This is a genomic window from Shewanella sp. 38A_GOM-205m (genome assembly GCF_000518445.1).
Lineage (GTDB): Bacteria > Pseudomonadota > Gammaproteobacteria > Enterobacterales > Shewanellaceae > Shewanella > Shewanella algae.
Window position 1 is genome coordinate 26,801 of record NZ_JADP01000008.1, and the last position, 21,019, is coordinate 47,819.

Sequence of the window (21,019 nt, forward strand, 5' to 3'; positions counted from 1 at the left end):
ACCTCCAGAATCGCCTTGCTGTATTGGTGTTATGCAAAAAGTAATTCAAGCATCAGGCCAAAATGTTAATTTTTTGTTTTATAAAGAGTTAGCTTTTACGGGCCAGGTTAAGAGCTGCATATATGCACCAATTAAGTGCAAGTAAGGCTTGTGCGCACAAAAAAAGCGCAATCATCTACGACCTAAGGCCTATTGGCTTAAGCCCTGTACTGACGTTAACTGAATGTCCTGTCGTTGACTGGAGAGAAAGAAGGACTCGTTTGCACCTGTCCTAAGACCAACCTAAAGGAGAACAAGATGTTAAAAGCGGAAGAATGTGTGCTGGTCATAGTGGATGTTCAGGGCAAACTGGCGCAGATAATGGACAAGAGTGAACAGCTGCATCAACAACTGGCCATGCTGATAGAAGGCACGGCCTTGTTTGATATCCCAGTGCTCTGGCTGGAACAGTTGCCGCAGAAGCTCGGCCCTACGACAGAGTCGCTGGCCGCCCTGCTATCCAAGACCACTTCGCCGATTGCCAAGCATCACTTCAGTGGCTGGCACTGCCCGGCGTTCCGTGAGGCACTGTTGAGCACGGGCCGCAAACAGGTACTGCTGGCCGGGATAGAGACACATGTCTGTGTCTATCAAACCTGTGGTGATCTTATCGAGCAGGGTTTCGATGTGCACTTGATAGCCGATGCCGTCAGCTCCCGCAGTGAAAGCAACAAACGCTTGGGAATAGAGATGATGAAGCAGCAGGGAGCCAGGCTCAACAACAGCGAATCTTTATTGTTTGAACTGCAACATCAGGCAGAAGGTGAACGCTTTAAGGCTCTGCTTAAGCTGATCAAATAAGCCTGTAATCACTCGCTGGCTACCACTGCTGGCTTGTAAGATAAAAAAATCCCCGCGGTGCGGGGATTTTTCATTTCGTTATGTTAACGACTGTTACTTGTAGGTTGCTTCACGCTTCTTGGCTTCAGCATCCCACTTAGGCAGAACATTTTTCTTGAAGTCTTCCTTGTCGGAAACCATCTTCTTCATGTCCATACCCAGAGCAGCCTGAGCCTTGGCCTTGGTGGAGATATCAGGCAGGGCGACAGGCTCTGTGATACCTTTCTTAGCCAGCAGCTGCGCCAGTTTCACCCGGGCGTTGGCAGCCTTGTCAACCGCAGTACCCAGTACCCGCAGCGCTTCATCAGGAGCGTGAGCCGCGACACCGTGAGAGGCGATAGCATAATCCCAGCGCCATTGAGCATGACGGATATCAGTCAGGATTGGCTTCATCTCGGCTTCGGTCGCACCGGCTTTCCAAGCGGCAGCAGCTTCGAAGTGTGCCTTGACGATTTGATCTTCGGCCTTCAGTTTCAGCTCTTTAACTTTGGCTTTACGCTCGGCAGTCAGGTTCTCCATAAACTCTTTGCTCTGTGTGTGGCACTGAGCACAGGTTTCTTCGAAGCGGTCGAAAGGATTACCCACTTTGTGATCGGTGAACTTACGACCCTTGTCGTTGGTTACTTTCGGCATGTGACAGTCAACACAGGTCACGTTGTTCTTACCGTGAACCCCCAGCTGCCAGGTTTCATAACCTGGGTGCTGTGCCTTCAGCATAGGAGTCTTGGACAGAGCGTGAGTCCAGTCGGCAAACTCGATGGCATCGTAGTAAGCTTCCATGGATTCCACTGTAGTGCCCTGATCCCATGGGAACTTAACAAAGCCCTTACGGCCTTCCACTTTCTCAAAGTAGTATTCTACGTGACACTGGCCACAAACCATGGATTGCTTGTCTTTGCGGGAAGCCTTATCAAATGGCGTACCCAGGGTCTCCATGGCGCGCTCGGCAAAAGGACGTCCCAAGCGCAGCTTAGGCGAACCTTTCTCGTGACAGTCACCACAACCTATGGCGTTAACCACTTCAGGGCCACCTTTGGCCCACTTGCCGGTGAAGTAACCATCTTCACCTTGCTCTTCAATCAGGCGAGGTACATCCGGGCTCTTACAGCTCCAGCAGGCCATTGGCATTGGGCCATCTTCGGCACTCTTTGGCGCACCGGTACGCAGGGTGTTGCGCACATCGGTCACGGCATAAATGTGGCCACGAGGGGCATTGTAGTCCTTGGCAAAACCATAACCGGCCCACAGGATCACCAGGTTGGGATCTTCTGCCAATACGTCAACAATTTCAGAACTCTTTGCAGTGTCATGCCAACTGGCATATTGATTTTTGAACTTGTCTTTGTAGACTTCGTTGCGAGGCTCGGTCTTGTCACTCGCAAACGCACCGGCAGCCATTACGCTTGCCGCGACCAATGCACTGAGTGCAAAGGATTTTTGGCTTAATTTTTTCACCATCTCATCTCCGTGTTACTTTATCGTTATTTGCAATAACCACGACATCTCCAAGGTCAAAAGTAGCCGCTTGAATACGCCAAAAATATACCTCTTAGGGGGTATCCGGGGCGAAGTTTGCGCCAGATCAAAATGTGAAGGCGATGTTGTTCACATTTTTGTACTCTTGTTAATGTATTCAAGCGCTGGCTAATGTAGAACTCTGAGACCCAAGTCCTTTTTTATTCTCGACAATCTTATCGGCGCGTTTCCTTTCCGATAATCGAGAGTAACGCTGCAGGGACTGAGGAAACCTTAGCAAAAGTGAGTGAATATTTCATGAAACGAGGCAGTTTGACCTCTACCATTTTAGGCTTAATGCTGACCCTTATCCTGCTCTCAAGCGGTTTGGCCACTTTTGCCATTATCAATCTGTCTTACAGCCTGGGAGATGCCAGGGCGATCAACGCTTCCGGCTCACTGCGAATGCAGAGCTACCGGCTGATGTTTTATGCCAACTCCGGCAGTGAAGAAGCGCTGCAAAAAATTCGCGAATTTGAAAACACTCTCTACTCAGATGCCTTGGTACGCTCTATGGACTGGTCATCGCCGGCCAGGCTCGGGCAGCAATACCAACTGGTGATCAGCAAGTGGAAGGTCATGAAGTACTACATAGAGCAGGAAGACTCGCGCAACTATGCCTCCTCGCTGAAAGACTTTGTCGATACCATAGATTTGCTGGTATTGGAGATGGAGCACCATGCCGCCTTCAAACTAAGATTGCTGGCCGTCAGCCAGATAGTGGGCTTGGGGTTGATGCTGCTGATTGCCTTTATCGCCGTGCGCTTTACCAAACGCAAGGTGGTGGTACCGCTGCAACAGATGATGGAATCGGCCAACACTATTTCCAAGGGTAACTTTGCCGTCGAAATGCCGAAGACGGAATATATTGAGCTCAGCGCTCTTTCCGATGCTCTCGACAGTACGGCTCAGGAGCTGGCAACTCTCTACGGCAACCTGGAAACTCAGGTGAAGGAGAAGACCCTGGCGTTGACCCGTGCCAACCGTGAGCTCAAGTTTCTTTATGACAATCTGGTGTTGCTGCATTCGGGCAAACTCAATTTCGAGGTGATGCGGCAGTCGCTGCTGCAACTCAAGGAGTATGAGCACCTGCAACATCTGCGGCTGATTATTCAGCAGGATGAAGATGCCATGGAGGTAATCGCCACCGACGAGGATATCTGGCCGCAATCCGGACAGACCATGCAGTTTCCGCTCAAATTTGAACAACAGGAACTCGGCTTTCTGGAAGTGATAGGCGAGCACGATATCAATGTGCCTCTGTTTGAAAACTTCGCCATCATGCTGGCTCGCTCGATAGTGATTCACAACGCCTCCGAACAACGCCAACAGTTGGCCCTGCTGGAAGAGCGGGCGGTTATCGCCAGGGAGCTGCACGATTCTCTCGGGCAACTGCTGTCCTTCCTGAAAATCCAGATAAGTTTGCTGCGTAAAGGCCTCGACCAGAGCTGCAAAAGCCCGGCGGTGACCCAACAGCTCGAAGAACTCAATGAGGGGGTGACCACAGCCTACGCCCAGCTCAGAGAACTGCTGTCTACCTTCCGCCTGACCGTTAAAGAACCCAATCTCCGCAACGCCCTCGAGGCCATGCTGGAGCAACTGCGCAGCCAAACAGACACGGAGCTGGAACTCAGCTATCGCCTGCCGCCGCAGTTACTGGCGGCGCACCAACATATTCACATTCTGCAGCTCACCCGAGAAGCCACCCTCAATGCCATTAAACATGCAAATGCGAGTCGTATTTGTATCAGCTGCGAAAAGAACTCTGATAACATGGTGGTTATCAGTGTCGAAGACAACGGCATAGGCCTGGCGCATATCAAGGAAAGGGATCAACATTTCGGCATAGGGATAATGCACGAGCGAGCCAGCCGCCTCTCGGGTATGGTTGAATTTTCCAGCAATGCGTCGGGAGGCACCAGTGTTGTCCTGACTTTCCCACCTCAGCAGGAGCCACATCATGGGTAAACCTTATTCAGTTCTGGTAGTCGATGACCATCCCTTACTGCGTCGCGGTATCTGTCAGTTACTGGCATCCGATCCTGACTTTAGTCTCTTCGGTGAAGCCGGTACCGGGCTCGACGCCTTGGCGGCTACCGCCGAAAACGAGCCGGACATTATCCTGCTGGATCTGAATATGAAAGGCATGACGGGTCTCGATACCCTGAACGCCCTGCGTCAGGAGGGAGTCACCTCCAGAATCGTTATCCTGACGGTTTCCGATGCCAAACAGGATGTTATCCGTTTGCTGCGAGCCGGCGCCGATGGTTACCTGCTCAAGGATACCGAACCCGATTTGCTGCTTGGGCAGCTGAAAGAAGCCATGTCCGGCCACCGAGTGATCAGCGCCGAAGTGGAAGACTATCTGTTTGAATTGAAAAATGCCGCCGACGAGGAAGCCTGGCTCGATAGCCTGACACCGAGAGAGTTGCAGATACTGCAGCATCTGGCTGAAGGCCAGAGCAACAGGGTGATCTCCGAAGAACTGCATATCAGCGAAGGCACGGTCAAGGTGCATGTCAAAAACCTGCTTCGCAAGGCCAATGCCAAGTCCCGCACCGAAATGGCGGTGCGTTATCTCAACCGTTAAGCCACGAAAAAGGGACGCCACTGCGTCCCTTCTCATTGCTGCCAATGCCGCTTGTTCAGCGGCTCTGGTGCAGAAAGTCACACCAACTCTCAAGCACATCCTGAAAGTCTTCCAGGCCGCACCAGGCTTCTGACTCGGCATCATAAAGAGAGAGGGACTCATCCAACTCCTGACTCTCACCGAATTCGAGCACATTGGCGTAAACCCGCACCTGCTCCTGATCCAGTTGCAGCGTCAGATCCCGGCCAATCAACTGCCATTCGCGAATGCGCCCTGACTGTAAATCCGCCAATGCCTGTTTGACCTGAGTGCAGATCTCGGCGTTATCCGCCAACTCTTCAGAGAACCATTGCCCCAGTACATGATGCTCCATACTGAAGCGGGCCATTGCGGTTCCCGTCAGTGAATTGCGCCGAAATTCGTATTCCATGGTGCCACTTCTTTTGCTGTAATCAAACCTATCCTAATTTTAACCCAGAGCCCAGGGGATTGCCCATAGTTATGCCTGGGCTTTACTTTCTATCGTAATATCATTCCCTATAGAAGTTTGACTTGCTCAAAACTGTGTCAACCATTGGGGTTCAAGCCAGATTGGCGATGGCATAGTGATGCTACGGCGAGACAAGTTGGTGTAGTCATCGGGTGGCTGACAAGCTCCCCAAGGGCGAGTTGAAAAAGCACGTATGCGGCGCAAGCCAATGTCGCTTTATCCCGATATCCTTCCATTACTTTACTTGCCTGCCCAGCTTTTCATTGTCACTGAGTGAGTAAATTCCTATGCCCAGTGGTATAACTAGGTTAGCTTGAACTAAAGCAAACCTATGAGAGTGAATCTATGGCCGAAAAACAGTTTTGTGCCTTGCTGCTCAGCGGGGAGATGGCAGGCAAGGAGTTGACGCAGCAACAGGTCAGCGACTGGCGCCCGGAGCAGGGCATACTCTGGCTGCATCTGGACTATAAGAAGAAATCCAACCGTCAGTGGTTGCAACAACACAGCGGCCTGGAAGCGCTGGAAGTGGCAGCACTGTTGGCGCAGGACACTCGCCCCAGGGTGGTACAATCCGGCCAGGGCTTCCTGCTGGCGCTCAGAGGGGTCAATCACAACCCCGGGGCCGACCCTGAAGACATGGTGTCGATACGCCTCTACCTGGACAATCACAGAATTATCAGCACCAGCAGTCGCGAGCTGTTATCGGTCAAAGACATCATCCAGAGTGTCAGCCAGGGAGCTGGCCCCGGCAATACCGGGGAGTTTTTGCTGGCGCTGACGCAGCGTCTCACCCAACGTAAGACGGAGTTTATCGACCGGCTGGAAGAAACTGTCGACGATCTGGAAGACAAGGTCATGGCCGGTAAAGACAGGGATCTACGCAGCGATATCGCCGAGCTCAGGCGCCAGATAGTGGTGGTCCGGCGCTACCTGGCGCCGCAGCGGGAAGCCTTTACCCGCCTGCTGGCAGACTCGACCAAGGTATTTGATGAACAGCAGCGGCTTAAATTCAACGAAATCAATGATCAACTCATTCGCTGCATCGAAGATCTGGACGCAATAAGAGACAGGGCCAGCGTCACCCAGGAAGAGTTGCAAAACCGTCAGGCCGAGGCCGTCAATCGCCGCCTCTATTTCCTGTCGCTGATCAGCGCCGTCTTTCTGCCACTGGGTTTTCTTACCGGTCTGCTCGGGGTCAATATCGCCGGGATCCCGGGAGCCGATGTCGGCTGGGCCTTCGGAGCCTTTTGCCTGTTCCTGTTGCTATTGGTAGGGGGACAGTTGTGGCTGTTCTATCGCTATAAGTGGCTTTAGAATCACTGACGCAATAAGTGACTGTAAACAGAAAGGACGCCGGCGGCGTCCTTTTCAATATCGGGTATCCACTTTCCGTAAAAGAAGGGATTACTTGGCAGAAGCCTCGGCTTCTGTCGGCTCTACGGGGGCATCGGCCTTCTTGACCTTGAGCAACTCGACTTCAAAGATGAGTGTTGAGTTGGCAGGAATAGTGCCCATATCACGCTCGCCATAGGCCAGCTCAGATGGGATAACGAAGCGATACTTGGCGCCTACCGGCATCAGCTGAACCCCTTCGGTCCAGCCCGGGATCACCCGGTTCAGGGCAAATTCTGCCGGTTCACCGCGGGAGTAGGAGCTGTCAAACTCAGTGCCGTCGATCAGAGTACCACGGTAGTGAACTGTCACTACGTCTTCGGCGGCCGGCTTCTCACCCTCGCCTGGAGTCAATACTTCGTATTGCAGACCGGACTCGGTGGTGATCACACCCTCTTTGGCCTTGTTCTGTTCCAGATAAGCTTTGCTTTCCTGCATCGACTTGGCCGCCATCTCCTGGACCTTGGCCATACGTTTTTCATTCAGCTTCTGGTCCAGACCTTCAAGCACTTTCTGCATCTCATCTTCAGTCAGTTGCAGCTCGTCTTTCAGCCCCTGTTGGAAACCAGTCACAATCAAAGCACGATCGACTGAGAAACCCAGCTCTTCCTGCTCCTTGATATGGCCGGCCATGTAGCGGCCAATAGAGGCGCCCACGCTATAGGCTTCTTTCTGCTCGACAGAGCTCAGTTCCACTTTGTCGGCACTCGCTGTTTTTTGTTCTTGGTTACAGGCGGAAAGGCCGATCAGGGCCAGTGCGACCAGTGAAATTTTGTAAATCGGTTTCATTAAAGGCATCCTCAGGATCTTCAAATGGTTACAATTAACCCAAAATATGTAAGACGACTCACTTTATACCAGTTAACTTTGAGATACAAAGCAGATTATCCATACTGGTTAACAAGGGAAAGCGGCCGACAAACCGATAACCCTTGCATGGAAGCGACAGCGTTTTACCCTTACTCAAAATGACAAGTCGAGGCGGTATAAGTTCATGGCAATAAACAGATTGCTACTTATTTGCACGCTCAGTTTTACTTTGCTTGGCCTTGGTGCCTGCCATCCAGGCCCCAATAGCAGCCAATCCCTGGCGGCCGATCCCAGCTACAGCGCCAGCCTCTCTGCCGATGGCCGCTACGCTTTGATAAGCAGCCAGGAGGGGATAAGGCTTTGGGATCTCAGACAAGGCGCGGTCAAGTATCAGTGGGCTCAAGGCAGTGAAGCCAATGATGTCATCGCCACGGATATCTCGGCCAATGGAGAATATGCGGTGACGTTAAGCCGCGATTCAGTTGCACTGTGGAAAATCGCCGACGGCCGGGCGGCGGGTTGGTGGTCACTGCCGGCAGTAGCCCAGGCTGTGGCCGTGGCCGACAACGGCCAGTTGCTGGTGGGGCTGGCCGATGGCGCGGTAATGTCGCTGACCCCGACCACAGGTGTGCTGGTGAAATTTCTTGGCCACAGCGAAAAGGTCAACAGCGTTGCCCTCTCTGCCGATGGCCACCTGGCATTGACCGGCGCCAACGATGCCACCGCCCTGCTGTGGCGCACCCAGGATGCTCAGGTACTGAGGCGTTGGCAGATGGACTCCAGGGTACTGAAGGTTGCCCTCAGCCGCAGCGGTAACCTCAGTTTAGTGTCCGACAGTACCGGCAATGCCGACATTTGGCACAATGACTCAGGGAAACTGGCCAGCTCGCTGGCGATAGTCCGGCGGCAAATGAACTTTTCGGCAGCGCGCTTTATCCAACAGGAGCAGGCCTTGTTGACCGGCACGCCGGCCAGAGAATTGAGTCTGTGGCAGGTCGATTCGGGGAAAAAAGTCGCCAACTGGCAAGTTTCACTGCCAAAAAAGCCTTTGCCCCAAAGCGCCGTAGTATACTCAGTGTCTGAATCCGACAACGGCCAACTTCAGAGTATCAGCAGTGCCAGCTTGCTGGAACGCTGGTCGGCGCCAACACAGAGGTAAGTAATGCAAGCAATCCCGGACAGGATCGAAGAGCTCGAAACCAAGCTGTCATTTCAAGAAGCCACACTGGAAGAATTGAGTCAGGAGATTTTCGAACTCAATAAAGTCGTGGCCGAGCAGCAGTTTCAGATCCAGTTGTTAATCAGTAAACTCAAAGCGGTAGAACCGAGCAATATCGCGTCTCAATCGGAAGAAACGCCGCCGCCTCACTACTGAGTCGAATAAAGGGGGGATAAGGATGTTAGCCATAGCAACCTACGGAGAACGTATTCTGGGGCAGGCTGCCCAGCCGGTTCAACAGTTCGATGAACCTTTGGCGGCCCTGGCCGAGAAAATGCTCGAGACCATGAAACTGGCACAGGGCGTAGGCATAGCTGCGCCTCAGGTAGGCCAAGGTATCCGCTTGTTTATTATGGCATCCCATCCCAATGACAGATACCCGGATGCGCCTTTGATGGCGCCCCAGGTGGTGATCAACCCACAAATACTCAAACGCTCAGGCAAGATGCTGGCCGGGGAAGAGGGTTGCCTGTCTCTGCCCGGTGAAAGAGTACAGATTCTGCGCCATGAAAGCATTGAGGTACGTTATCAGGATCTCAGCGGCGAGTGGCAGCAAGAATGGTTACAAGGCTTTGTCGCTCGCATTTTTCAGCATGAATATGATCATCTGGAAGGACTCACCTTGAGAGAACGACTGGAGATCCAAAACCAAGGAGCCGACTCTTGAAGTCTGGCAAGTTACTGCTGCCACTGTTGTTGTCATTTAGCCTCACTGGCTGCGCCTTCAACAGTGTATTGGTCAACTATCCATCCCAACTGGCCGGCGTTCGCGCCGAACTCAACTCATCAATGCCGGGCAATGCCGCCAAGGAGTTGGCAGGCGGGATTAGCAGCCGCGATGGCCTGCTCTATGCCCAGGAAGCGGGGCGCGCCGCCCAGATAAGCGGCGATTTCACCGCCAGCAAAGACTATTACCAAAGCGCCATAGCCGCCTATCAGGCATTCGACGACAAGGCCAAGCTCAGTTTGTCCGAGCTGGGTTCACAGGGCGGCAGCCTGCTGCTGAACGACAATATCATTCCCTATCGTGGTCCCGGGTATGAGCGCATCATGCTGCACCAATATCAGGCTCTCAATTATCTGTTTGCCGGCGATGCCGAAGGCGCGTTGGTGGAGGTGCGTCGCAGTAATGAACTGCAATCGCTGGAACAGCAAAGGTATGAGAAATCCAGCAGCGCTGTGCAGCAGATGGCCAACGGCACTATCAGCGCCGAAATGGATAAACTGGGCAAGGCGGCCGGCAGTGTCACCAGCTCGTTTTTGAACGCCTACAGTTATTACACCACAGGGGTACTGCACGAAATCCTTGGTGAGCGCAACGATGCCTTTATCGACTATCGCAAGGCGGCGCAGATTATGCCGGATAATCCTTATCTGCAGCAGGATCTGGTGCGCTTGGCCAAAGAGCTTGCCATGCCTCAGTATGATGAGTTCAAACGCCGTTGGGGAGAAGCGCCCACGCCCGCCAAGGGGCAAGGTCAGGTCATCTTGCTGCTGGAGCGCGGCTTTGTGCCCGCCAAGGAGAGCCTAACGGTTCCCTTCACCATTCACGGCAACTGGCAAACTGTCTCTCTGCCCACCTATATGCCCTCCAGAGTGCCGGTCAGCAGTGCCCATATCCGCGGCTTGTCAAAACCTATGACCGCAGCCCCGATAGCCAACATAGATGCCTTGGCCATCACGGCGCTCAAGGAGGAACTACCCTATCTGCTGGTGCGCCAGGCTGCCAGGGTCTATGCCAAGTCGGAAATGGCCCGCAAGGCCGAACGCAAAGACGGTTCGGACCTTGGGGTGATAGCCATGCAGATATTCAACGTGGTCACAGAGCAGGCCGATCGCCGCAGTTGGCTCACGTTACCTAGGCAGGCACAGATAGCGAGGCAGTTTGTCGATGCCGGCAGCTATCAACTGACCCTGGACAATCAGGGCACAGAAATTCAGGTTCAGAGTGGCAAGACCACTCTGGTCTGGGCAATAGACACTGGCAATGTCACACGTTTTTATACAAAATTGATTTGATAACCTTGAAATGGAACTGACTATGAAACACTTGAAGCTGATACTGATACTGGCAATGGCTATGGGCATGGCAGCCTGTCAATCCAAAGTGGAATACGGTGATGCCACTGAGGTAGAGACAGTGAATGAAAACTTCGGTTCGACAGATCTGCAAGCCATTGCAGCCAAAATGGTCGACAGCATGCTGACTTTCCCGCCTGTGGTGGCCATGACAGCCAACGACAGACCTATCATCTTTGTCGACAAGATCAAGAACAAGACCTCTGAGCATATAGATACTGAGTCAGTGACCGACTCCATCAGCAACAAGCTGCTGCGCTCAGGCAAGTTCCGTTTTATCGATATGACCAAGGTGGATTCAGTGCGCAAGCAACTGGACTACCAGAACAACGCCGGCATGGTTGACCCATCCACCGCCATCAAGTTCGGTCGTCAGATAGGCGCTCAATACATGCTCTACGGCAACCTTTCCAGCATAGTCAAACAAGATGGCAGCACCCGTGATGTCTACTACAAGATGACCATGCGCCTGATGGACCTGGAAACCGGCTTGATCGAATGGTCCGATGAAAAAGAGATCCGCAAAGTGAAGTCCAAGTCCTTCCTCGGGCTCTAACCAAGCACCACACTCCTTCCCAAAAGCCGCTGTCACAGCGGCTTTTTTGTAACATTTCTCCTTTGTTCTTTGTCGGCAAATAGCGTAATTTATGCCGCGGGCGCCAAGCCTGAGAGGGTATTAACCCTAGGTGTATCCCTCCCCTTTCATTCCTGTTGTGAGGGAAAACACCGACACCCAATGGTAAAACAATAAAAAGCAAGGAATCTGTTTGTGAAATCTCTTCCCCGGTTGTTTGGTCTCAGCCTGTTGGCTGCCGGACTGCTATCACTCAGCGGTTGCAGCAGCACTCAATCCTCTGCAGGTGTGCGGGATGGCAGCGGTTATATCAGTGAGCAACAGGCGATGGCTCGCTCTGCCAGAGTCAGCAATGTCAGCTATGAACTGGACTTTACCTTGGATGGCAGCGAGCGATTTGCCAACCGCACCCTGGTACGTTTCAGTCTCAGCGACAACCAACAGCCCCTGACACTGGACTTGAGCAAGGCGCAGATCACCAGCCTTAAGATCAACGGCCACAGGCTCTATCCCAAATACAATGGCGCCTATCTGGAGATCAATGCCAAGTTGCTGCAACAAGGCGACAATGAGATAGAAGTCAGCTTCACACGCCAGCATTCCAGCAATGGTGAAGGGCTGCACCGCTTTGTGGATCCCGTCGATGGCAAGGTCTATCTCTACTCCCACTTTGAGCCCGCCGCCGCGCAGCAGATGTTTGCCGTATTCGACCAACCGGATCTCAAGGCCAGCTACAAGTTAACCGTCAGAGTCCCCAAAGACTGGCAGGTGATCAGCGCCACCCAAGAATTGAGTGTGACCCCGGAGGGTGACAACCAGCTGTGGCAGTTTCCGGCAACACCCAAGTTGAGCCCCTACAACTTTTCCATGCATGCAGGCCCTTACCATGTCTGGCAAGACAACAGCGGCAAATACCCCATGCGCCTGTTTGCCCGCCAATCAGTGGCGGCCCAGGTCAATGCCGCCGACTGGTTCAGATACACAGACGCCGGGCTTAAGTTTTTTGACGACTATTTCGGTATCGACTACCCCTTTAAAAAATACGATCAACTGCTGGTGCCTGACTTCCTCTATGGTGCCATGGAAAATGCCGCCGCCATCACCTTTGCCGAAGGGCGTTTTCTTGGCAGTGGTGAGATGACAGCCAATCAGCGTCAACGCTTGGCGTCTGTGATCATGCATGAAATGGCGCACCAGTGGTTTGGCGATCTGGTGACCATGAAATGGTGGAACGGTCTGTGGCTCAATGAAAGCTTCGCCTCCTTTATGGGCATGCTGGCGAGCGCCGAAGCCACTGAGTTTGACAATACCTGGCGCAGTTTTTACGCCAGGGGCAAACAGAGTGCCTATCAACAGGACTCTGGCGTTACCACCCACCCCATAGAAGTGCCTGTGGCCAGCAGTGCCAACGCCTTCGATAATATCGACGCCATCACTTATCAGAAAGGGGCCGCAGTTCTCATTCAACTGCGCCACCTGCTTGGGGAGCAAACCTTCCGCCGTGGCGTCAGTGAATACCTCAAACGCTACTCCTGGCAAAACGCCACACTGGAAGACTTCATTACCAGTCTCGGCCAGGCCGCCAAACGGGATCTGAGCCAATGGACCCGGGATTGGCTCTACAGCGCCGGTGTCAACAGCCTCAAGGCCGAGTTCCAGTGCCAAGATGGCCGCATCAGCGAATTTGCCCTGTTGCAGTCGGCAAGCGATCCCGCCTACCCGACGCTCAGAGAGCAAAAAGTTCAGTTGGCCTTACTGAGCAAGGGCCGCCATGAGATGCACCTGCTGCAAACTCTGGCCGTTACCTACCAAAGTGAAAAGACCTTGGTACCGCAACTTAAAGGCGCGTCCTGTCCTGATTTGGTTTATCCCAACTATCAGGACTGGGGCTATGTCAAAGTCGAGCTCGACCCACGCTCGTTCGACACCGCCTTCAATCACCTGGCCAAGGTAGAAGATCCCCTGCTGCGCGCGATGCTCTGGCAAAGCCTGTGGGACAGTGTCCAGAGCGGTAAGTTGCCCTTGAACAAGTATCTGGAAACAGTGCTTATCAATGCTCCCAAAGAGAGCGATTACACCCTGCTGGGGCAAATTCTCGGCAATATGCGCTACAGCAAGGCCTTACTCGAGTCGATGGCTCCCATTCACTCGGCCTATGCCGAGCGCGCCATCAGAGCGCTGGCGCAGATGAGCCTGCGTCTGACCATGCAAAACGCGGATAATAAAGATCTGCAGCGGCGCTGGTTCGATGCCTATGTGGACTTTGCCCGCGACGGGGACTCGCTGGATCACCTGCTGTCACTGCTGCAAGGCCACAGCAAGATAAAGGGAGTGGAGCTGGATCAGGATACCCGCTGGCAGCTTATCTATCAGTTGAACCGTTACGATTACCCCACCAGCAAACTTCTGTTACAGCAAGAAGCCAAGCTTGATAACAGCGATTCGGGGCAAAAGGCGGCCATCGCCGCCGAAGTGGTGCGCCCGGAAACCGGCGGTAAACGCCGCTGGCTGGAGAAAATCAACCATTCGGCGCTGCCGTTTGCCAAGCTGAGGGTGGCAATGGAAAACCTCTATCCCAGCAGCCAAGAGCAACTCCAGGCCAGCACCGCAGAGCAGCGCTTGAGTCAGCTGGCCACCCTGGACGCCGAAAAAGGCCCGGTATTTATGCGCAGTTACGCACCGGCATTATTACCGCGTCAATGCAGTCACGCCTCAGTGCTGCAGCTCGAAAAAGCCTTACAGGCCAACCCTGAGCTATCGGCCATGACCCAGCGTAATCTCAAGCAAGCCATAGAGAGAGAGCAGCGCTGCGTACTGATAAAAGATACCCTGAAACCTTAGCAGAAAGACAGAACAAGGGCCTCAATGAGGCCCTTGATTTTCCTGTCCCCCTATACTGTGCCAGAATGTTCAACATGCTTAACATCAAGGAGTCGTTATGGGATTAATCAGTCTGATGCTTGTGATAGTCATAGGCATTTTTGCGGTGATACTCATCAAGGATTACAACCGCAAGCAGCAATACCACCAAAATGGCGAAGTTGAAAAACTGCAACGGGAAGTGGATGAATTGAGGCAGCGAATTGCCAATCTGGAAACCATAGTCACGGACAAAAGCTACGATCTGAAGGACAAGATCAATCGGCTCTAAGACTAACGCAATAGGTTTCTCTTCAGTATATCCGGAACAAGATACTGTATTAATTAAGTTAATTGTCATGATTTTGCTATCCGACTGTCATCAACCGTCTTTAGCTTAAGCGGCCTGTTTATGACTAAATACTATTCTCGCCAAGTGAGTAAACTCCTGTGCGAAATAGTATAAGGATCTGCTTAATGAAGGCTTTTCACTCCAAAACAACGTCGGTATTACTTGGCTCTGTACTGTTTGGCCTGTTGCTCGGTGGCTGCAACAGCAATGACAACAACGCCAATACTTCAACCCCGACACAGGTTCAGCAGGAGAAAGTTGGCGCCAATCTGGGCCCCCGTCCCCTGTTTCTGGTAAATGACATGGATGAAGGGCCGCTCAAAGATAAACTGGCACAATGCAGCAAGGGGCCCTTTTATCGCACCGACTTCAGCATAGGCCACCGCGGCGCCTCCATGCAGTTCCCTGAGCACACCAAAGAAGCCTATATGGCAGCCATAGATGCCGGTGCCGGAATAGTGGAATGCGATGTCACCTTCACCGCCGATAAACAGTTGGTTTGTCGGCACTCCCAATGCGATCTGGCCACAACCACCAATATCCTGGGTATCCCTGAGTTGGCAGCCAAATGCCGTCAGCCTTTCTCTCCCGCCGATGCTGCCAATGGTGTTAACGCCAGCGCCGAGTGCTGTACCAGTGATATAACCCTGGACGAATTCAAACAGCTTTGCGGCAAGATGGATGGCTTTAATCCCAAGGCCACCACGGCGCATGAATTTATGGAGGGCACTCCTGCCTGGCGCACTGATCTCTACGCCAGTTGTGGCACATTGATGACCCACGCCGAGAGCATAGCTCTGTTTAAAGAAGCCAAGGTCAAGATGACGCCTGAACTCAAGTCCGCCAGTGTGCCCATGCCCTTCGATGGCTTTAGCCAACAGGACTATGCTCAGAAGATGATCGACGAATATCAGGCCGCCGGGGTACCGGCAAAAGATGTCTATCCCCAGTCATTTAATCTGGAGGATGTGCAATACTGGTTGGCCAATAACGCCGATTTTGGCAAGCAGGCCGTCTATCTGGATGACAGGTATGACTCAGACAGCAGCTTTAACCCCAATGATTTGGCCCATTGGCAGGCCGATATGCAAAGGCTCAAGGCGCTGGGAGTCGAAATCATTGCGCCGCCCTTGTGGGTATTGGTGGCTCTGGATGACAGCGGCAAGATAGTTCCCTCGGCCTATGCTCTGGCGGCCAAGGAAGCCGGGCTTAAAATAATCACTTGGTCACTGGAACGCTCTGGCCCCCTGGCGCAAGGCGGTGGTTGGTACTATCAGAGCATCAGCGATGGCATCAACAACGATGGCGATGTCTATCAACTGCTGGATGTACTGGCCAAAGAGGTAGAGGTCTTGGGTGTCTTCTCCGATTGGCCGGCAACTGTGACTTATTACGCCAACTGCATGGACATATAACGGGTGTGAGCAACAAAGAGGGCGCCCATTGGCGCCCTCTTCAGTATTTGATGATAGAAACCGATTATCAGAGGAACAACTCTTTGATATTTCTCAAATCGCCCTTGCCTTCAGCCAGCTCTTGCGGGCTCAAACCGGAAACTTCATGGGGGAATACCAGCCATTCATCCGAGGCATGGATATAGTAGTTGGGCTTCAGTGGCACCGCAGTGTTCTGTGGCTTGTAGTAAGGACAAGCGATACGGATATCCTTAGGCATGTTCAGGCGCATCAGCTGACCGAGTTTCTCCTTCAGTGCAAAGATACTGCGGCCGGAGTCAAAAACATCATCAACAATCAGCAAACCATCATCGGCATTGGCATTTTCAACAATGTAGTGCAGACCATGAACCTTGATCTCCTTGCTCTGCTTGTCTGTGCCTATGCCGTAGTAGGATGAAGTACGCACCGCAATATGGTCGGTCTCCACTTTTTTGAAGTCGAAAAACTCCTGTACCGCAATCCCTATCGGGGCGCCGCCACGCCAGATCCCAACAATAAACTGTGGCCGAAAGCCACTGTCATAGACCTGTGCTGCCAGACGAAATGAGTCCTCCAGCAATTCCTGTGCGGTAATAAAGCGTTTTTCTGTCATAGGTATGCGACCCCATCTTGTTCTATTTTGTGTGCTTCGCTGTCTGCTTTTGGCAGGTACTGAATTGGAGGCCGGTTCCAAAATCCGGAGTGGCTTCCACCATTGTAGGCAGGCAGAGGATTTTGGGCGCGCATTTTATAACAAATTTTTCTTTGGCGCTGTGCCAAATGCACATTCTTGTGTCTCAGGCGACAAAAAATCTTCTCTAGTCGCTCAGTCCTAGTTGAGCAATATCTACTTTATTCACTTAAGCATGTTCAATTAATAAATAACAAACTAATTAACAAAGATTTTCTAACAAGACAAAACCAGAAAATGAATAATTACTCATTATTTATGATTAGTTATTGATTGATACGTTCGAACTGGCTATAGTGCCAGCCATACGGTTCTTCAAGAGTATCTTCAATGATGAAAAAATCCCTGCTTCTGGCCACTGTCACTGCCTTGCTGTTGACCGGCTGCGGTAAAGATCAAGATGTACTGGTCGTCGGTACCAATGCTGCCTTCCCTCCATTTGAATATATGGGGGGCGCCAATGGTGATGAGGTAAAAGGGCTGGATATCGATATTGCCAAGGCGATTGCCGCCGACGCCGGTAAAACTCTCAAGGTAGAAAACCTCAAGTTCGACTCTCTGATAGTGGCGCTGAACTCAGGCAAAATCGATTTTATCGCCTCCGGCATGACAATCACGGATGAGCGGCAAAAGAGCGTCAACTTCTCTACGCCTTACTACGAAGCCACCCAGGTGGTGATAGTCAATCAGGACAGCCAGATATTCAACACTCCGGCTGATCTTGCCGGCAAGAAGATTGCGGTGCAGCTGGGCTCTACCGGCGACATCATGGCCAAGGAACTCAAGGCCGAAGTCGTGGCCTTCAATACGGGTTTTGAAGCCTTTATGGAGCTGAAAAACCACAAGGTAGACCTGGTACTGTTCGACAGCCAACCGGCGGCCACTTATCTGGCCAAGAACCCCACTCTCAAACAGCTGGATATCGACTTCTCACCCGAGTTTTACGGTATTGCAGTCGCCAAGAATCAACCCGAACTGCTCGGCCAGATCAATGCCACCCTGTCACGGCTGCAAAGCTCAGGTGAATACCAACAACTCCTTGAAAAGTATCAGAAGTAATCTTAGATGGATGCAATAATCTCTTCGCTGTTTACCCCCATAGGGGAAGACGGCATGATCGGTATTTTGCTGATCCTAAACGGCCTCAAGGTCACCTTGACTGTGACCTTCTTCGCCATGATCCTCGGCGCCATTCTCGGGGTGCTCACCACCTTGATGGGCATGTCCGAGCGCTGGTATCTGCGCTGGCCGGCCAAGCTGTATGTCGGGATGATCCGCGGTACCCCTGTGGTGGTTCAACTGGTAATCCTCTACTTTATCGTGTTGGCCGCCATGGATGTCGACAAGGTGACCGCCGCCATCATCGCCTTTGGCCTCAACAGTGGCGCCTATATCAGTGAGATCATCCGTGCCGGCATCCAGGCGGTCGACAAGGGCCAGGCCGAGGCCGCCCGCTCTCTGGGGATGAGCCATTCACTGACCATGCGTGAGGTGGTGTTGCCGCAGGCAATCAAGAATATTCTGCCGGCGCTCGGCAATGAATTTATCGTGCTTTTGAAAGAAACGGCCGTCATCGGCTTTATCGGTGGTGTGGATCTGATGCGTGCCGGTGAAATCATCCGCAGCCGAACCTTTGAAGATGTGGTGCCGCTGCTGACTTGTGCCCTTATCTATCTGTTGTTGACCTACAGCTTCACCTGGCTGTTGGGTAAGTTTGAAGCGAGGCTGAAACAAAGTGATTGAGATAACCAACCTGCATAAGTACTACGGCAAACTGGAAGTACTCAAAGGCATAGATCAGCATATCGCCAAGGGAGAAGTGGTCAGTATCATAGGCCCAAGTGGTAGTGGCAAGAGTACTTTTCTTCGCTGTATCAACCTTTTGGAGCAACCGACTGAAGGCGAAATACGGATAGCCGGTGAATCGATAACGGCTCCGGGGGCCTGTGTCGACAAGCTCAGACAGAAAGTGGGCATGGTATTCCAGCACTTTAACCTGTTTCCCCACAAGACAGTGTTGGCCAACCTGACGCTGGCACCGGTCAAGCTGGGGTTGATGAGTTCGGCCGAGGCCGAAGCCAAGGCTTTGGGACTGCTGGGTAAGGTTGGCCTGGCAGATAAGAAAGGTGCCTATCCATCCAGTCTGTCCGGCGGCCAGAAACAGAGGGTGGCCATTGCCAGAGCCCTGACCATGTCTCCCGAACTGATGCTGTTTGACGAACCCACCTCGGCGCTGGATCCGGAAATGGTCGGCGATGTGCTGGACGTGATGCAATCTTTGGCTCGCGACGGCATGACCATGGTGATAGTCACTCACGAAATGGGATTCGCCCGCGAGGTGTCTGACAGGGTGATCTTCATGGATGAAGGAGTGATCCAGGAAGCGGGCACGCCGGAGCAGATCTTCAATGCGCCGCAAAATCCCCGTACTCAAGGCTTCCTTGCCAAGGTGCTGCGCTGATCACAGGGTAACTTTTTAGTACAAAAGTGCCATAAATCTGCCATCTTTGTTCTCTATGTTGGGTGCTTTCCCAAACGCCCAATATAGAGAGGTTATTCGTGCGTCAATCCCATCAAGTCGCAGCATTGTCACTGCTGTCTCTGGCCCTGCTGGCCAGCTGTAACTCAGATAACAACACTCAAACTCCCGAGCCGGTAACGGGTCGCTGGCTCAAAGGCGATCTTCATGTTCACACTGCGATTTCCCAAGATGCCAGAGAGACCCAGGCCGATATTCTCAAGTGGGGCTTCGAGGACTTTGGTCTGGATTATATGAGCCTGACCAACCATATGCGCAACAACAGCCAGGACAATGAAGATAACGATCTAGGCGGCATTCTCTTCTATGATGCCCTCACCCGCTACGAAAAACCCGGACTCGCCAGCCTGATGCCCAACTACCCGGGCAAGTTGGTTTACTCCGGCTTTGAGTGGGATATGCCGACTCATGAACACTTCAATATCGCCATCTTGGCCGATGAACAGCAGACTCTGGATGCGATTAAAACCTTTGAGTACAGCTTCAGCGCCAAGAATGAGCCGGAGGATTTCGCAGCCGAAGATCTCGCCGCCTGGGAGGCCGCCGGCGTCAAGCGTCAGAATCAAACCCATGCAGATGCCGTAGCGGCGCTCGCCTGGCTGCAGCAACACTTCCCCAAACAGAGCTACGGCATGCTCAATCACCCCAGACGCTATCTCGACAGCTACACCATAGCCGAAGTCAGGGAGCTTCACGATGCCGCGCCTGAGGTCTTCTTCCTGGTGGAAGGCATGGTTGGCGGCCAGTTCAGTGGCAACCGCGGTGACTATGGTGACAGATCGAGCGGTGTTTACGGCGGTGTCGATCCCGTCGTGGCCGAAGTCGGCGGTTGGTGGGATGCGCTGCTGGGCGAAGGGCGCAGGATTTGGAACATGGGTAACTCGGATATTCACTTCAAGACCAGGCCACCTTACGCCAGCAGTTATTATCCCGGCGAATACGCCAAGAATTACACCTGGGTTGAGGGTGAAGGCACCCAGGCCCTGCTGGAAGGGCTACGCTCGGGGAACAGCTTTGCGGTATTTGGCGATCTCATCGATGGGCTGGATTTCCAGATGAATACAGGTGATCAAACCATCACTATGGGACAAACCTTGAGCGCCAAGGCCGGTGACAAGGTCACTATCAAAATCAGGTTCCGCAGCCCTGAGCTGAATAACAAGGAAAGCGATATCGGCAATGAACACTACGCCGGCATTAATCCGGGAGTACATCATATCGATTTGATTGCCGGCGATATCGGTGAGCGGGCCAAGCCGGGAACGGCTGCCTGGCAAAAGGAAACCAACGACAGCACCCGGGTGATCAAGTCATTCACCCAGGCCGACTGGCAAAAAGACAGCGATGGCTTCTACAACATGAGCTTCAGCTTTATCGCCGATGGCAAGCAGTATTTCCGCCTGCGTGGTACTAACCTGGATTACAACGTCAGCGGCTTGACCAACAAGGGCACGCCTCTGCGCTCAGAGGTGTTGCCACAGGCCGAAGGGGAGCAGGTGCAGCAATGGTACAACGACATCAATGAGCGTAACTACGGCGATCTCTGGTTCTATTCCAACCCGCTGTTTATCACCACGCAATCCTGACTAAGTTC

Annotated in this window: 20 protein-coding genes; 16 read left to right on the plus strand and 4 right to left on the minus strand. The window is 52.7% G+C overall.

Translation table 11 applies throughout. From position 1 onward, the window contains the following. Window positions 1–297 precede the first annotated feature (297 nt). On the plus strand, window positions 298–840 hold the full coding sequence (locus N512_RS0109275) for a hydrolase (protein ID WP_025011522.1): 543 nt from the start codon (window positions 298–300) through the stop codon (window positions 838–840). 93 nt (window positions 841–933) lie between these two features. Here N512_RS0109275 and nrfA read toward each other — a convergent pair whose 3' ends face one another. Next, complete coding sequence (gene nrfA / locus N512_RS0109280) at window positions 934–2,337, minus strand: ammonia-forming nitrite reductase cytochrome c552 subunit (protein WP_028780136.1); 1,404 nt, start codon at window positions 2,335–2,337, stop codon at window positions 934–936. Window positions 2,338–2,652: 315 nt separating this feature from the next. On the opposite strand from nrfA, the gene narQ reads away from it, so the two are divergent. After that, window positions 2,653–4,362 carry a nitrate/nitrite two-component system sensor histidine kinase NarQ gene (gene narQ / locus N512_RS0109285; protein WP_028780137.1) on the plus strand — a complete coding sequence of 570 codons (1,710 nt, stop codon included), beginning with the start codon at window positions 2,653–2,655 and terminating at the stop codon, window positions 4,360–4,362. Further along, window positions 4,355–4,984, plus strand: a complete 630-nt coding sequence (locus N512_RS0109290; protein WP_025011524.1) for a response regulator — start codon at window positions 4,355–4,357, stop codon at window positions 4,982–4,984. The genes narQ and N512_RS0109290 overlap by 8 nt, the downstream gene beginning before the upstream one ends. Before the next feature lie 55 nt (window positions 4,985–5,039). On the opposite strand, the gene N512_RS0109295 is transcribed toward N512_RS0109290, so the two are convergent. Further along, window positions 5,040–5,414, minus strand: coding sequence for a YacL family protein (locus tag N512_RS0109295; protein WP_025011525.1), 375 nt, complete (start codon window positions 5,412–5,414; stop codon window positions 5,040–5,042). A 405-nt stretch (window positions 5,415–5,819) separates the two neighbouring features. Between N512_RS0109295 and zntB the strand changes: the two genes are divergently transcribed. Then, window positions 5,820–6,788: a zinc transporter ZntB gene (gene zntB, locus N512_RS0109300; RefSeq protein ID WP_028780138.1), complete on the plus strand. Its 969-nt coding sequence runs from the start codon at window positions 5,820–5,822 to the stop codon at window positions 6,786–6,788. Window positions 6,789–6,878: 90 nt separating this feature from the next. Here zntB and fkpA read toward each other — a convergent pair whose 3' ends face one another. Then, entirely contained in the window at window positions 6,879–7,655 is a 777-nt protein-coding gene (fkpA, locus tag N512_RS0109305) for an FKBP-type peptidyl-prolyl cis-trans isomerase (RefSeq protein ID WP_028780139.1), read from the minus strand. A 205-nt stretch (window positions 7,656–7,860) separates the two neighbouring features. Here fkpA and N512_RS0109310 point away from each other — a divergent pair, with 205 nt between their 5' ends. From N512_RS0109310 to N512_RS0109345, 8 genes are all read left to right on the plus strand, one after another. After that, on the plus strand, window positions 7,861–8,835 hold the full coding sequence (locus N512_RS0109310) for a WD40 repeat domain-containing protein (RefSeq protein WP_028780140.1): 975 nt from the start codon (window positions 7,861–7,863) through the stop codon (window positions 8,833–8,835). A 3-nt stretch (window positions 8,836–8,838) separates the two neighbouring features. Continuing rightward, complete coding sequence (locus N512_RS0109315) at window positions 8,839–9,051, plus strand: SlyX family protein (RefSeq protein ID WP_025011529.1); 213 nt, start codon at window positions 8,839–8,841, stop codon at window positions 9,049–9,051. 22 nt (window positions 9,052–9,073) lie between these two features. Next, window positions 9,074–9,562, plus strand: a complete 489-nt coding sequence (def, locus tag N512_RS0109320) for a peptide deformylase (RefSeq protein ID WP_025886974.1) — start codon at window positions 9,074–9,076, stop codon at window positions 9,560–9,562. Next, complete coding sequence (locus N512_RS0109325) at window positions 9,559–10,914, plus strand: COG3014 family protein (protein ID WP_028780142.1); 1,356 nt, start codon at window positions 9,559–9,561, stop codon at window positions 10,912–10,914. Before def ends, N512_RS0109325 begins: the two co-directional genes overlap by 4 nt. Before the next feature lie 22 nt (window positions 10,915–10,936). Then, window positions 10,937–11,530: a penicillin-binding protein activator LpoB gene (gene lpoB / locus N512_RS0109330; RefSeq protein WP_170946744.1), complete on the plus strand. Its 594-nt coding sequence runs from the start codon at window positions 10,937–10,939 to the stop codon at window positions 11,528–11,530. Between the two features lie 213 nt (window positions 11,531–11,743). Beyond that, complete coding sequence (pepN, locus tag N512_RS0109335) at window positions 11,744–14,389, plus strand: aminopeptidase N (protein WP_028780143.1); 2,646 nt, start codon at window positions 11,744–11,746, stop codon at window positions 14,387–14,389. Window positions 14,390–14,486: 97 nt separating this feature from the next. Next, complete coding sequence (locus N512_RS0109340; RefSeq protein ID WP_025886971.1) at window positions 14,487–14,699, plus strand: hypothetical protein; 213 nt, start codon at window positions 14,487–14,489, stop codon at window positions 14,697–14,699. Between the two features lie 185 nt (window positions 14,700–14,884). Further along, window positions 14,885–16,174, plus strand: a complete 1,290-nt coding sequence (locus tag N512_RS0109345; RefSeq protein WP_028780144.1) for a glycerophosphodiester phosphodiesterase family protein — start codon at window positions 14,885–14,887, stop codon at window positions 16,172–16,174. A 67-nt stretch (window positions 16,175–16,241) separates the two neighbouring features. Here N512_RS0109345 and N512_RS0109350 read toward each other — a convergent pair whose 3' ends face one another. Next, entirely contained in the window at window positions 16,242–16,808 is a 567-nt protein-coding gene (locus tag N512_RS0109350) for a phosphoribosyltransferase (protein ID WP_028780145.1), read from the minus strand. Between the two features lie 411 nt (window positions 16,809–17,219). Here N512_RS0109350 and N512_RS0109355 point away from each other — a divergent pair, with 411 nt between their 5' ends. From N512_RS0109355 to N512_RS0109370, 4 genes are all read left to right on the plus strand, one after another. Further along, entirely contained in the window at window positions 17,220–17,945 is a 726-nt protein-coding gene (locus tag N512_RS0109355) for a basic amino acid ABC transporter substrate-binding protein (RefSeq protein ID WP_028780146.1), read from the plus strand. 6 nt (window positions 17,946–17,951) lie between these two features. Continuing rightward, window positions 17,952–18,629: an amino acid ABC transporter permease gene (locus tag N512_RS0109360; protein WP_028780147.1), complete on the plus strand. Its 678-nt coding sequence runs from the start codon at window positions 17,952–17,954 to the stop codon at window positions 18,627–18,629. Beyond that, the gene (locus tag N512_RS0109365; protein ID WP_028780148.1) at window positions 18,622–19,347 is read left to right on the plus strand and encodes an amino acid ABC transporter ATP-binding protein; all 726 of its coding nucleotides are present in this window, start codon (window positions 18,622–18,624) and stop codon (window positions 19,345–19,347) included. The genes N512_RS0109360 and N512_RS0109365 overlap by 8 nt, the downstream gene beginning before the upstream one ends. 98 nt (window positions 19,348–19,445) lie before the next feature. Next, window positions 19,446–21,011 carry a hypothetical protein gene (locus N512_RS0109370; RefSeq protein ID WP_028780149.1) on the plus strand — a complete coding sequence of 522 codons (1,566 nt, stop codon included), beginning with the start codon at window positions 19,446–19,448 and terminating at the stop codon, window positions 21,009–21,011. Window positions 21,012–21,019 lie beyond the last annotated feature (8 nt).